Annotated in this window: 14 protein-coding genes and 1 other annotated feature; of the genes, 4 read left to right on the forward strand and 10 right to left on the reverse strand. The window is 50.2% G+C overall.

What is annotated here, in order from left to right; genetic code table 11:
- The first annotated feature begins 5 nt into the window (after positions 1–5).
- The 3 genes from SPTER_RS11915 (at position 6) to hydG (ending at position 2,994) form a co-directional block, all read left to right on the forward strand.
- Positions 6–1,103, forward strand: coding sequence for a PRK06851 family protein (locus SPTER_RS11915; RefSeq protein WP_144350602.1), 1,098 nt, complete (start codon positions 6–8; stop codon positions 1,101–1,103).
- Positions 1,104–1,286: 183 nt separating this feature from the next.
- Complete coding sequence (locus SPTER_RS11920; RefSeq protein WP_144350603.1) at positions 1,287–1,568, forward strand: TM1266 family iron-only hydrogenase system putative regulator; 282 nt, start codon at positions 1,287–1,289, stop codon at positions 1,566–1,568.
- Positions 1,561–2,994 (forward strand): [FeFe] hydrogenase H-cluster radical SAM maturase HydG, encoded by a 1,434-nt coding sequence (gene hydG / locus SPTER_RS11925; RefSeq protein ID WP_144350604.1) that lies wholly within the window; start codon positions 1,561–1,563, stop codon positions 2,992–2,994. The genes SPTER_RS11920 and hydG overlap by 8 nt, the downstream gene beginning before the upstream one ends.
- A 50-nt stretch (positions 2,995–3,044) precedes the next feature.
- On the opposite strand, the gene SPTER_RS11930 is transcribed toward hydG, so the two are convergent.
- The 5 genes from SPTER_RS11930 to SPTER_RS11950 all read right to left on the reverse strand — a co-directional run bounded on the left by SPTER_RS11930 (position 3,045) and on the right by SPTER_RS11950 (position 7,624).
- Complete coding sequence (locus SPTER_RS11930) at positions 3,045–3,947, reverse strand: prephenate dehydrogenase (RefSeq protein WP_144352882.1); 903 nt, start codon at positions 3,945–3,947, stop codon at positions 3,045–3,047.
- Positions 3,948–3,949: 2 nt separating this feature from the next.
- Positions 3,950–4,966 (reverse strand): 3-deoxy-7-phosphoheptulonate synthase, encoded by a 1,017-nt coding sequence (aroF, locus tag SPTER_RS11935; RefSeq protein ID WP_144350605.1) that lies wholly within the window; start codon positions 4,964–4,966, stop codon positions 3,950–3,952.
- 40 nt (positions 4,967–5,006) lie between these two features.
- Positions 5,007–5,252, reverse strand: a binding site (T-box leader).
- Between the two features lie 52 nt (positions 5,253–5,304).
- Positions 5,305–5,625 (reverse strand): hypothetical protein, encoded by a 321-nt coding sequence (locus SPTER_RS11940; protein WP_144350606.1) that lies wholly within the window; start codon positions 5,623–5,625, stop codon positions 5,305–5,307.
- 57 nt (positions 5,626–5,682) lie between these two features.
- Entirely contained in the window at positions 5,683–5,928 is a 246-nt protein-coding gene (locus SPTER_RS11945; protein ID WP_144350607.1) for a TIGR03905 family TSCPD domain-containing protein, read from the reverse strand.
- A gap of 64 nt (positions 5,929–5,992) precedes the next feature.
- Positions 5,993–7,624 carry a putative manganese-dependent inorganic diphosphatase gene (locus SPTER_RS11950; protein WP_144350608.1) on the reverse strand — a complete coding sequence of 544 codons (1,632 nt, stop codon included), beginning with the start codon at positions 7,622–7,624 and terminating at the stop codon, positions 5,993–5,995.
- Between the two features lie 159 nt (positions 7,625–7,783).
- Between SPTER_RS11950 and uvsE the strand changes: the two genes are divergently transcribed.
- Positions 7,784–8,737, forward strand: a complete 954-nt coding sequence (uvsE, locus tag SPTER_RS11955; protein ID WP_144350609.1) for a UV DNA damage repair endonuclease UvsE — start codon at positions 7,784–7,786, stop codon at positions 8,735–8,737.
- 11 nt (positions 8,738–8,748) lie between these two features.
- Here the strand turns inward: uvsE and SPTER_RS25355 are convergent, their stop codons facing one another.
- From SPTER_RS25355 to SPTER_RS11980, 5 genes are all read right to left on the reverse strand, one after another.
- The gene (locus SPTER_RS25355) at positions 8,749–9,237 is read right to left on the reverse strand and encodes a MogA/MoaB family molybdenum cofactor biosynthesis protein (RefSeq protein WP_144350610.1); all 489 of its coding nucleotides are present in this window, start codon (positions 9,235–9,237) and stop codon (positions 8,749–8,751) included.
- Positions 9,230–9,670, reverse strand: a complete 441-nt coding sequence (locus SPTER_RS25360) for an MOSC domain-containing protein (protein WP_144350611.1) — start codon at positions 9,668–9,670, stop codon at positions 9,230–9,232. Before SPTER_RS25360 ends, SPTER_RS25355 begins: the two co-directional genes overlap by 8 nt.
- A 7-nt stretch (positions 9,671–9,677) precedes the next feature.
- Positions 9,678–10,154 (reverse strand): cyclic pyranopterin monophosphate synthase MoaC, encoded by a 477-nt coding sequence (gene moaC, locus SPTER_RS11970; RefSeq protein WP_144350612.1) that lies wholly within the window; start codon positions 10,152–10,154, stop codon positions 9,678–9,680.
- Positions 10,155–10,326: 172 nt separating this feature from the next.
- On the reverse strand, positions 10,327–11,487 hold the full coding sequence (locus SPTER_RS11975) for an iron-containing alcohol dehydrogenase (RefSeq protein WP_144350613.1): 1,161 nt from the start codon (positions 11,485–11,487) through the stop codon (positions 10,327–10,329).
- Positions 11,488–11,923: 436 nt separating this feature from the next.
- Positions 11,924–12,280: a hypothetical protein gene (locus tag SPTER_RS11980; protein WP_144350614.1), complete on the reverse strand. Its 357-nt coding sequence runs from the start codon at positions 12,278–12,280 to the stop codon at positions 11,924–11,926.
- Positions 12,281–12,384 lie beyond the last annotated feature (104 nt).

The following is a 12,384-nucleotide window of genomic DNA, read 5'->3' on the forward strand; positions in this document are numbered from 1 at the left end:
TGCAAATGGCGGAGGCAAAGATTAGGCACATGTTTCCCGGCGGTAATACCCCGCAGGGGTTTTTCTCCTACTACGGGCATATAATTGCTGCCGACGCAGTGCGGATTTTTTTACTGAAAGGCGGACCTGGCACCGGTAAATCAACGTTTATGAAAAGAATCAGTCAGGCACTGACCGGACAAGGGTTTGCGGTTGAACACCATCACTGTTCCAGTGATCCCGCTTCTTTGGATGGTCTGGTTATACCGGCGCTGAACATCGCCCTTATCGACGGCACGGCGCCCCATATTGTTGACCCCAGGTACCCGGGCTGTGTTGATGAAATCCTTAACCTGGGCGAATTTTGGCTGGAAAGCAGCCTGGTGAATAATAAATCAGCTATCCTGGCCTGTACTAAGGAAATCAGCAGGTATTTCCAGCATGCCTACGGGATGCTGCAAGCCGCCAAAGCGGTATATGACGACTGGGAGGCCGCAAACTGCGAGGCAATGGACTATACGCAGGCCAACTGGAAAGCAGCAGAGCTTATTGAAACACTGTTTGCCGGTGTAACCACTGCCGGCAACGGCAAAAATCGCAAATTATTCGCTTCTGCCATCACCCCGGACGGTCCGGTAAATTATATTGATTCTATTACCTCCGGTCTGGCAAACCGCTATGTCCTGACAGGGCCTCCCGGTACCGGCAAAGCCACCCTGCTGGCCAAGGTGGCCGCTGCCGCCAGCGTGAAGGGGCTGGATATCGAAACCTATCACTGCCCGCTTGATCCGCTGAAAGTGGAACATATCGTCATCCCGGCGCTGCATACCGCGCTGATTACCTCTGTCCCGCCTCATAATCATTCCCCCCGCGGTACCACGGCCATTATCGACATGACTGACTGCCTGGACCGGGAGCTCATTCAGAAGGCAGAGCCTGTCACCGATTATGACCGCACTGCCTTCTGGGAGCTGTTCGGCAAAGCCGGGGCCTATATCAAAGAGGCGAAGAAACTCCATGACCGGCTGGAAGGTTATTATGTGCCCAATATTAATTTTAACGGCATTGATGCCCTGTACGACAGGACACTGGCCAGGATACTGGCGTACGCCGGCCGGGAATAACTAAGGTTGCCGGAAATATTGTAAAATAGATCATATTCATTTCTCGCCAAATCATGTATAATAGGAATAAGACTATGGTCTGAGGCCTGGCGGTCAACCGCTCTGCCAAGGATACTAAAATTATGTCGCCAGTCTAAAAGCAAGGGCTGAGGCCTACGCTCAGGAAGAGGGAGGGAACAACACATGGCTAAACGTATTGGCGTAATCGGCATCGTAATCGATGATCCCCGCTGTATAGTTGACAAAATCAACAGCATTCTTAGCGATTACGGCAAAATTATTATTGGCCGTATGGGTATTCCCCGGCATGATACAGAGGTCAGCGTTATTGCCCTCATTATTGAGGGTACCACCGATGAAGTGGGTGCGCTTACCGGCAAACTTGGCAACCTTCCCGGCGTTACTGTCAAATCGGCCCTTACTGCCAGAGAAGCGGCAGCTAAAGGGGAGAAAAAAAATGATTGACAACGCGCAACGTACCTCAGATGCATTTATTGATGAGCCTTTAATTTATCAACTGCTGGCTGAGGCGAAAACAAAATCCCGGGATAAGGAATATGTCCGGGCCATTATTACCAAGGCGCGCCAATATCACGGCTTATCGGCCGCTGAAGTCGCGGTTCTGCTTGAGGTAACTGATGCGGATTTACAAACTGAAATGTTCGCCGCCGCCGCCGATGTCAAGCAGGCCATCTATGGCACGCGGATTGTATTATTTGCCCCGCTCTACATTTCCAGTCACTGTATTAATAACTGTACTTACTGCGGTTACCGGGCCGGCAATGCCGCCCAGCTGCGCCGCCGGCTGACCCTTGACGAAATCAAAGAAGAGGTTGAAATCCTTGAATCAATGGGCCATAAGCGCCTGGCTGTCGAGGCGGGTGAAGACCCGGTCAACTGTACCATCAACTACGTAGTTGATGCGATCCGTCAGATTTACAGCATAAAAGACGGGAACGGCAGTATTCGCCGCGCCAATGTAAATATCGCCGCCACTACTGTTGAAGAATACCGTAAACTAAAAGAAGTGGAAATCGGCACCTATATCCTCTTTCAGGAGACCTACCACCGTTCCACTTATGCCGCGCTGCACCCCACCGGCCCCAAACGCGACTATAACTGGCATACCACGGCTATGGACCGGGCCATGGAGGCAGGCATTGACGATGTCGGCATTGGGGTGCTCTATGGCCTGTATGATCACAAGTTTGAAACGGTGGCGATGTTCCTGCATGCCGAACATCTTGACAAGACCCGGGGCGTTGGCCCCCATACCATCTCGGTGCCCCGCATACGCCCGGCCAGCGGCATGGACCTGACTAAGTTTCCCTACTTAGTCAGTGATGAGGATTTTAAAAAGATTGTCGCCATTATCCGGCTGGCAGTCCCTTATACAGGTATGATTTTATCCACCCGTGAATCTTCTGCGCTTAGAGATGAGCTGATCAGATATGGTGTATCCCAGATTAGTGCCGGTTCCTGTACTGGTGTCGGCGGCTACCATCAGGTCTATAAAGAGCGGGAAACGAATGCCCCGGCCAAAGGTCTCCAGTTTGAGACTGGTGATAACCGTTCGCCTGAGGAAATTATCAGCATGCTCTGCGAGCAGGGTTTTATCCCCAGTTACTGCACAGCCTGCTACCGCCAGGGCCGTACGGGTGACAGATTTATGAGCCTTGCCAAAAGCGGCGAAATCCAAAATGTCTGTTTACCTAACGCCCTGTTAACATTTAAAGAATATCTCCTCGATTACGCCGCCCCTGCTGTCAGGGAGATTGGCGAAGCCACTATTCATAAACACCTCACCGCAATACCGGCGGCAGCCACCAGAGAAGCCACGGCCCTTCGTTTAAAAGAAATCGAAGCAGGTACGCGAGATCTGTATTTTTAAGTAATAAATAAAAGAAGCTTTACGGAACTTCCGTAAGCTTCTTTTTATTATCAACGCCCATTGGACAAGGGTTGTTCGGTAACAGCCTGCTCCAGTTGCAGGAGCTCATCCCGGCGTTCTTGGGCAGCGGCAAAAAAACCATGGACACAGGCCCGGTCGCCGCGGCGAATAGCGCTGGCAACCTCACCGATAATCTGGCTGAATTTATCCAGGCTGTCGGCAATCGGCCCGGCATTTGTCATACACACATCGGCCCACATATCGGCGTTGGAAGAGGCAATACGGGTGGTATCACGGAAGCCGCCGCCGGCCAGCTTAATGCTGCTGTCTTTATCCTCAGCGTAAGACAATAAATTTACCAAAGCGGCCGCACCGATATGGGGCACATGGCTAATCAGCGCCGTACACCGGTCATGGCGGCCAGCCTCCATCTCCGTAATCCTGGCGCCTGTCCAGCCAACAACCCGGCGCACCGCCTCAATAGCAGCGGCATCGCTGTTTGCCGGCGGGATGAGAATATACCATTTATCACAAAAAAGAGTGCTGTCAGCGGCTTCAATGCCGCTTTTTTCCCGTCCAGCCATAGGATGGCCAGGCACATAAGAAACACCGGCCGGCAGCACTGCTGCTATTTCCTTAATTAAATAAGACTTCGTGCTGCAGGTGTCGGTCAGGATTGTTCCCGGCTTTAAATAGGGTGCTATTTCTTTTACCAAGGCCGCCGCCTGCAGTACCGGCGTACATAAAATAACCATATCGGCCTCAGCTGCGCCTGCCTTGCTGTCAGCAGTAACGCTATCAGCCGCGCCCCGCTGCCGGGCCCTAATCAGTGACAATTCGTTGGTATCAATGCCGGTAATTTCAATTTTCCCGCCCCTGGCTGCTTTAAAAGCCAGCCCCAGCGACCCGCCAATCAAGCCCATACCAATGATTGCAATCCGCCTGACAGCCAGACTCATGCCATTCTCCTGCCCACCACCGGCGCAATGGCCCTGATTTCGTTCATTAGCCCCCGGAAGTTCGCCGGTGTCAGGGACTGACTGCCGTCGGACAAGGCTTCCGACGGGTTGGGGTGTACTTCAATCATCAGACCGTCAGCCCCGCCGGCCACTGCTGCCCTGGCCATCGGCCGCACCAGCTTCCATAAGCCGGTCCCATGACTCGGGTCGACGATAACAGGCAGGTGGCTGAGATTTTTAAGCGCGGCCACGGCACTCAAATCCAGAGTATTGCGGGTGTAGTCCTCAAAAGTCCGGATACCGCGCTCACAAAACATAACATTGTAATTCCCCTCACTCATAACGTACTCGGCAGCGTGCAGCCACTCATTAATCGTCGCCGCGATACCGCGTTTTAACAATACCGGCATACCACTTTTGCCTACCGCCTTTAACAACTGAAAGTTCTGCATGTTGCGGGCCCCGATTTGCAGTACGTCAGCATAAGCACCGACTACCGCCACCGACTGAATATCAACAACCTCGGTAACAATCTTCAGGCCTGTTGCCGCTCCGGCTTCGGCCAGCATCTCCAGCCCTTTTTCTTCAAGCCCCTGGAAAGAGTAGGGAGAAGTACGGGGTTTGTAGGCCCCGCCCCGCAGAAACTGAGCACCTGCTGCTTTGACAATGCCGGCCGACTCCAAGAGCTGGTCCCGGCTCTCCACCGCACACGGCCCGGCCATGACGGTTAACTGCGGACCGCCAACAAGTACGCCGCCAACATCAATCACCGAGTCTTCATTTTTGAATTCCCTGCTGACCAGTTTGTAGCCGGCCGTAACCGATATTGTTTTTTCCACGCCGGCCATAGCTTCCAACGGCAGCTGGGCCATTAATTTTTTCTCACCGATAAGACCAATAATAGTACGCAGTTTTCCTTCTGACACATGCACCTTTAACCCGGCACCGGTTACCCGGGAAATCACTTGTTCAATCTCCGTTTGTGTAGCTGTTGGGATCATTACAATAATCATGCCTATCGCCTCCATAAAAATATAAAAAGCCCCATCCCTATACAGGGACGAGACTTCACTCGCGGTACCACCCTGCTTGCTAAAAATAGCAAGCCGCTCTTTTCAGGTACGGGAAAACTCCGATACCCTAGCCTGTAATAACGGTGGCAGCCGGCGCAGTCTACTTGATCACTTTCGACCTGCTGCTCACGGGTGTATTTCCACAAGCCCGCCTACCGGGTCACACCAACCCCCGGCTCTCTGATAATAGCGCTGCTCATGTACTTATCCCGCTCATTGCATTTGCGATATGCTGTTGCCAATGAATATACCAAATAACAATCTCATTGTCAAGAGATTTATGGCGTCATTGTCTCGTCATCTTTATAAAACCTAAGACTATACCACGCCGCCCCCTGCTCAGGTAATTGCTGCCAGCCGGCTTTTACCAGCTTTTCAACCAGGCCGTCCAACGCCCGCCGGTGGCGTTTATTTTTTTCGTCCGGTGTGAAAGAACAGGACATAATCTCAATCTGTTCTGACTTCCTGATCATAGGCTTTTGATTTTCCTGAATATTTATACCGTCAGAATTTAACAGGCGGGCCTGAAACTCACCCTTGTCACGGGGAAATATCCCCCAGCGTTCGCCTGTGACCTGATAAATAATTTCACAATACATTGCGCTTAACCCCTTAGTAAAAATTAATAGCTTCGCCGGCAACCGCCGCCCGGGGAACTACCGTGCCTGATACTCGGCCAGTGCCCGGGCCAGCTGATCCGGACAGGAAGTAGCTTTATCACCGCATCGAATACCCTGTAACTTACGAATAACATCTTCGACCTTCATGCCTTCGGCCAATCGGCTTACGCCCTGCAGATTCCCGGAGCAGCCGGACTGAAACTTAATCTTGGTTACACGCCCTTCTTCGACCACAAATTCGATTGTTTTAGCGCATACGCCACTGATCGTGTAAACTGGCATAATTCACATTCCTTTCTCTGGCTGTTATGGTAATAATGATACCATAAAACAGCAGCTTTTTCTATTAAAGCCGGCGCGCAGCATCAATCAGGGGCGGAACAACCTGCTTCTTGCGTGACATTACACCAGGCAAATACCAGGTGCCGTCAGGGCAAGGCTCACCGAAAGCAATAGTCACCACCCGCGCTGGCTGACCATAATGCAGCAGGTAGGTTGCTTCGTCCAGGATGCCGGTTATAAGCAGTATTGCCATATTATACTGTTCTTTTTCACAGATGGCCTGCATAGCCGCCTTCAGCTGCGCTTGCTGCTGCAACACATCTTTTTGATCCATAACTGAGATTTGACTAATCGCAACATAATACTCGCCAATTTGAAATTCTTTCAAATCGCTGGCTACTATATCACCCGGGGTCAGTTTATCGATTACCGAGCCCGCTTTCAGCATCGCCATACCAAAATCCTGGATATCCAGGCCGGCTATAGCTGCCAGTTTATAGGCAGCATCGCGGTCCTTATCTGTCGCGGTCGGCGATTTAAACAATACCGTATCCGAAAGGATGGCGGCCAGTAAAAGTCCGGCTATATCTGCGGGTAGCGGGACATTACGGTGCCAGTGCATGTTGGCAACAATAGTAGCTGTCGATCCTACCGGCTCATGTTTGATAAAGATCGGCTCACTGGTCTCCATTCCCCCCAGCCGGTGATGATCAATAATCTCAACAATCTTAGTCTCTTCAATCCCATCCACCGCCTGCGAACGTTCGTTGTGGTCAACCAGAATAATCTGATTCCGGTCAGGTACAATCAGCCGGTCCCGGTCAATAAGACCAACCATCCTGCCATTTTGCACAACAGGGTAATTACGGTAGCCGGTCCGGATAATAATTTCTTTCATATCGGCAACCATATCATCCGGTTTAAATGCCGTCACATTCGCTTTCATAACCTTCCCCACCGGGATGCTCTGGTTGATTAGGCGCCCGCAGGTATACGTGTCATAGGGGGCTCTGATAATATATGTCCCGGCCGCCCGGGCTGCCGCCTCCACCTCCGGCGCCACTTCAAAACCGCCGGTTATTATCAGGCAGGCAATACCGGCTTCGATGCAGGTCAGTTGAACATTAGTACGGTTGCCCACCAAAACAATATCGCCGGGTTTGATCACCTTCCCCATAGTTTGAGTCCGGGAAGCGGCAATTTTTACACGGCCTTCCAGCCTGCAGGTTAAATCACCGCCACATATAAGAGTGCCGTTAAGACACCTGAGAATGCCGGCATAATCAACCCCGGTTTCCCGCAAATCCTGCATGCCCAGTTCATTAACATACCGTTCAGCCAAATCGCCGACGGTAACCATGCCAACTAAACTGCCGTCAGCCTCGACCACGGGAATAGACTTTACACTGTACTGCTTGATCAATTGCCCAAGCTCTCTCAATGTATTCCAGGGATGAATAGTTATACTGTGTTCACGCATAACATCCTTAGCCCGCGGATACATATCCAGAATGAGCGCCGGCGGTTTTATACCCAATAAATCCAAAACATATTTAGTCTCAGCGTTGATCTTGCCGGCCCGTGCCGGAATTACATGCTCGCCCAAAGCTTGTTTGAGGTGTGCGTAGGCAATTGCTGAACAAATAGAATCTGTATCAGGATTACGATGACCAATAATGTAGATCGGTTTGGACAAGCGATACTCACTCCTAAGACTTTTCTTACCATTCTAACCCCGATACCAGGCAAATTGCAAGCGTTCTTCCTCTTTTTACCCGCTTAGCCGATATCCTGCGCTAAAGTAGCATATACTAAAGGATAATGAATGAGAAACTGATAAAAGAGGTACCTGGTTATGCGAATAAGGTTTGGTTATGTAGCAATTGCCCTTAATATTGCCGAAGGTTCACCCAATAAAAGCGTGACAGTAAAAAACCTGGAAAAAATTACTGATCCCGAAGGCCGCATCAATCGTCTGCGCCGCTTAACACGGGAAAACCTGGCTAATACCCTCCGTATCCTTCGCTACAACTCGGCCTATGACATTCATGTATACCGCCTTACCTCGAAAACAGTACCGTTGGCGACCCATCCCCTGGCGAATGACTGGAGCTATACGGAAGAATTAAAGACTGAGTGGCGGGAAATCGGCGATTACATTCAAAGCCGCAATATGCGCATCAGTGCCCACCCTGATCACTACACACTGCTGAACAGTCCGCGCGAGGATGTATTAACAGCCGCACTGGCAGACCTTGATTACCATGTGAATATGCTGGAGGCTATGAGGCTGCCGCCTGCTCCCCAGTTGGTCATTCATGTCGGGGGCCTGTATAAAGCCAAAACCCCCTCGCTGGAACGCTTTATCAGCCGGTTTAGCCTGCTCCCTGACCGGATTCGGCAACGGCTGATGATAGAAAATGATGATAAATTATACACCGCCGCCGATGTGCTCACCCTGTGTCAAACACTCGGCAGTCCCATGGTGCTCGATATTCATCACCATACCTGTATGAATCAGGGGGAAGATCTGGCCGGGCTCTGGCCGGCGGTTATCAAAACCTGGCAGGGCTGCCTGCCAAAAATCCACCTGTCCAGCCCGAAGAATGCCCAGGACATTCGCAGCCACGCTGACAATATCAATCTGGCCGATTTCCTTCCCTTCCTGGCGATTGCCAAAGAAACCGGCCATGATTTTGATGTCATGATTGAAGCCAAAAATAAAGACCAGGCACTGTTCAAGCTGTTGGACGAGCTCGAACAGACACCTGGCGTTAAACGGGTAGAACAAGCTGTTATTGAACTATAAACCTGTACAAACTAAGGCCGGGCGCACTCGCCGGCTTCCCCCCTGGCAATCGCTAATCCGTGTTCAAGCGCCGGCAGAACAACTGCCAGACATTCCCGCACGCCTTTAGGACTGCCGGGAAGGTTAATAATAAGGGTCCGGGCCCGCAGGCCGGCCACGGCCCGGGACAGCATGGCCCGCGAAGTTACCGCCATTGACTTGGCCCGCATTGCCTCAGGAATACCCGGGGCCTGCCTGTCAATCACGTCTAAAGTGGCTTCAGGGGTTACATCACGGGGTCCGAAACCAGTACCGCCGGTGGTAAGGATAAGATCAACCCGGAGGTTGTCGGCCATATGAATCATTGCCTGGCTCAGGGCCGCGCGCTCATCAGGTACGATTACATAATGATCGACCGTCCCCAGACCGGTCAGCATTTCTGCAATTGCTTTGCCGCTCAAATCCTCGCGCTCACCGCGTGAGCCTTTATCACTGGCTGTTATAATGCCAATACTAAACATTTCGCATCACCTCGATCGTATCGCCGGCAGCTACCGGCCCGCCGGCAAGGACAATGGCGAATATTCCCTCTTTCGGCATCACACAATCGCCGGCCTGATAATAGATATTACAGTGGGTATGGCATTCTTTGCCAATCTGGCTGACTTCCAGCAGCACCCCGCCAATCTTTATTTTTGTACCGATCGGTAAGACCGGCAGGGTGAGCCCTTCGGTAGTAATATTCTCAGCAAAATCACCAGGGTGAACATCCAACCCCATTTGCCGCATTTTTTCAATGCTTTCTAAAGCCAGCAGACTTACCTGCCGGTGCTGAAAGCCGGCATGAGCATCGCCTTCGAGGCCAAGTCCGGGCAAAAGTATAGCCTGGCCGACATTTTTCTTACGCTCGCCTTTATTTTTACTGGTACAGACAGCCACAATCTTTCCCTGCATAGTATTTTTAATCCTCCCTGATATAATCGCCGCTCTTACCACCCGATTTGGCCCGCAGCCGGACATACTCAATAGTCATAGATTTATCTGCCGCCTTGCACATATCATAAATAGTCAGCGCCGCGACAGACACAGACGTCAACGCTTCCATCTCCACGCCGGTCTTGCCGGTCGTCTTGACCACCGCCGTAATATCAATGGCCTTGGCCGTATCGTCGATGGCAAACGCCAGCGTGACTCCAGTCAATAAGAGCGGGTGACACATCGGGATTAAATCCCACGTCCGCTTGGCCCCCATTATCCCGGCTACCTGAGCAACACCCAAGACATCGCCTTTACCCATAGCCCCTTGTTTTACCAGTTCAAGGGTAGCGGGCTGCATTGTAATCCGCCCTTCTGCCACTGCCTCCCGTTTAGTTTCTGCTTTTACTGTTACATCAACCATGCGTGCCTTACCTGAGTGATCAAAATGTGTTAATTCCATGGATGCGTCTGGCTCCTTCGCGCAAATGATTTATAGTTAGTATTTTGCCATTTATTTAATAATTCCTGCAATAATACAGAGATTATTGCCGATTTATGCTATTACCGCTGTTAAATAAAACACAAGAGGCTGTAAGCACAGCCTCTTGTCGATTAACTATTTTCTTGTCCGCTTAAATAGCAGCCCTAAAGATATTTTCTATTTCGTCCTGGGTGGCTTGCTTGGGATTAGTAAAACCACAAGCATCCTTCAGGGCGTTGGCAGCCAAGATCGGTATATCACTTTCCTTAAACCCCTTTAAGTCTTTCAGGCCGGCAGGAATACCAATGTCGGCGGAAAGCTGGCGTATCGCGGCCAGTGCTGCTGCTGCGGCCTGTTCAACGGTCAAACCGGCAACATCCTTACCCATCGCCTTTGCAACATCAACAAACCGCTCCGGCACAACCTTAGCATTATAATCTTCCACCGACGGGAGTAAAATTGCATTGCAAACACCATGGGGCAGATCATAGAAGCCGCCAAGCTGATGGGCCATGGCATGAACATAGCCTAAACTGGCATTATTGAAGGCAACGCCGGCAAGATACTCGGCATAAGTCATCATTTCTCTGGCTTCCATATCCTTGCCGTCGGCAACCGCTCTTCTCAAATAGCCGGCGATCAATTCAATGGCTTTAATGGCGGCGCAGTCAGTAACCGGTGTGGCAATGATGGAAACATAAGCCTCCACCGCATGAGTCAGGGCATCCATACCTGTGGCTGCGGTCAGCGAAGGCGGCATGGCAACCATTAGATCCGCATCATCAACTGCAATTACAGGCGTTGTGTGCCAGTCGACTATGGCCATCTTGATGTGGCGGCTTTCATCGGTAATAATGCAGAACCGGGTCATCTGGCTGGCAGTGCCGGAGGTTGTATTAACAGCAATAAGCGGCAGCTGCGGTTTCGCCGATTTGTTAACCCCCTCATAGTCTTCAATCTTGCCGCCATTGGCAGCAACGAGGGCAATACCTTTCGCACAGTCATGAGGCGAACCGCCGCCGAAAGATACAACAAAATCACACTTGTTCGCCTTCAGCAATTTTAGGCCGTCATTCACATTGCCAACTGTCGGATTAGGCTGAGCCCCGTCAAAAATGACATATTGCACATCTATTTTCTCAAGCACATCGGTGAGCTTTTTGATAAGTTGGATTTGAACAAGAACCTTATCACTGACAATCAAGGCTTTTTTAAAACCCATAGGCTTTATGTAATCCGCGATGTCTTCAAGACAGCCAACCCCCATGATACTGACCGGAGGCATAAAATACCCATAAGATTTTTTTGTCATAATATAACTCCTCCTTGTTTATTAACTCAACTTTGGCTTACCTGGCAAACAACCAACCTAACCGGGACACCTGGCGAACCGACAAATCATTGGCCTCATTCATCCCTCCCCCTATAATCCGGTGTATTTAATAAGGTATCCCAAGGCACTGTGACCCTCAACCGCGCTTTTTTCAATATTCAGAATTTAAATTTCAGCATACTAAGCATGTAATTTCGTAAAAGCCAAAGTTCTCAGGATAGTAAATCACACTATAACATATAGCAAAAATCGTGCCATTCCATTTAGGCTTGTTATTGATTACTATTTAAGGCACATTATGGTAAATTGTTAGTCAAATGCAACATTTGTGACAAGATTGTGTTACATTTATTTCACACATTTAGGACACCTGTTTCGTATTTTTTAAAAACAACAATCCCGTACGGGATTGTTGTTAGCGTCCGATATGCATGCGTGTGGCCAGCAGCCATTCGATAGCCGCCTGTTTAGCATCGGCATAGTGTTCATATTGTTCATTAATTTTAATTTCCTGGCGCTCCTTATCAGGAATTACGCCAAAACCAGAAAGTAAATATCTGTTCTGGTTATAGGAGATCGCAATATAAATAGCGTCAACAGTAAAGGGATGCGCGTGGTTTGTATACGGCTCATAATAAATTGCACATTCCAGACCTTCCTGCCGGCTCTTATCTGCTTGTTCCACCCATACGCAATGGTTGGCAAGCGCAATATCCCGCAGTGGAGTTACGAAAGTATGGAGCGTAGGGATACGTGATTGAACGGTCTTCAACAGCTGCACCTTCTTTTTGTCTTAGTATATCTAATTGACTATCATAATAACAAAAAAAGATACAAAATCAAAAAAGCTTAACCTCTGGGGGCAAGAAGTTAAGC

Origin of the sequence: Sporomusa termitida, from assembly GCF_007641255.1 — a bacterium.
In the GTDB taxonomy this organism is placed as follows: domain Bacteria; phylum Bacillota; class Negativicutes; order Sporomusales; family Sporomusaceae; genus Sporomusa; species Sporomusa termitida.

Coding starts and splice junctions, on each gene's coding strand:
- SPTER_RS11915 (WP_144350602.1), top strand. CDS start 6: ATGGCGGAGGCAAAGATTAGGCACATGTTTCCCGGCGGTAATACCCCG.
- SPTER_RS11920 (WP_144350603.1), top strand. CDS start 1,287: ATGGCTAAACGTATTGGCGTAATCGGCATCGTAATCGATGATCCCCGC.
- hydG (WP_144350604.1), top strand. CDS start 1,561: ATGATTGACAACGCGCAACGTACCTCAGATGCATTTATTGATGAGCCT.
- aroF (WP_144350605.1), bottom strand. CDS start 4,966: ATGATTATTGTAATGATCCCAACAGCTACACAAACGGAGATTGAACAA.
- SPTER_RS11940 (WP_144350606.1), bottom strand. CDS start 5,625: ATGTATTGTGAAATTATTTATCAGGTCACAGGCGAACGCTGGGGGATA.
- SPTER_RS11945 (WP_144350607.1), bottom strand. CDS start 5,928: ATGCCAGTTTACACGATCAGTGGCGTATGCGCTAAAACAATCGAATTT.
- uvsE (WP_144350609.1), top strand. CDS start 7,784: ATGCGAATAAGGTTTGGTTATGTAGCAATTGCCCTTAATATTGCCGAA.
- SPTER_RS25355 (WP_144350610.1), bottom strand. CDS start 9,237: ATGTTTAGTATTGGCATTATAACAGCCAGTGATAAAGGCTCACGCGGT.
- SPTER_RS25360 (WP_144350611.1), bottom strand. CDS start 9,670: ATGCAGGGAAAGATTGTGGCTGTCTGTACCAGTAAAAATAAAGGCGAG.
- moaC (WP_144350612.1), bottom strand. CDS start 10,154: ATGGAATTAACACATTTTGATCACTCAGGTAAGGCACGCATGGTTGAT.
- SPTER_RS11975 (WP_144350613.1), bottom strand. CDS start 11,487: ATGACAAAAAAATCTTATGGGTATTTTATGCCTCCGGTCAGTATCATG.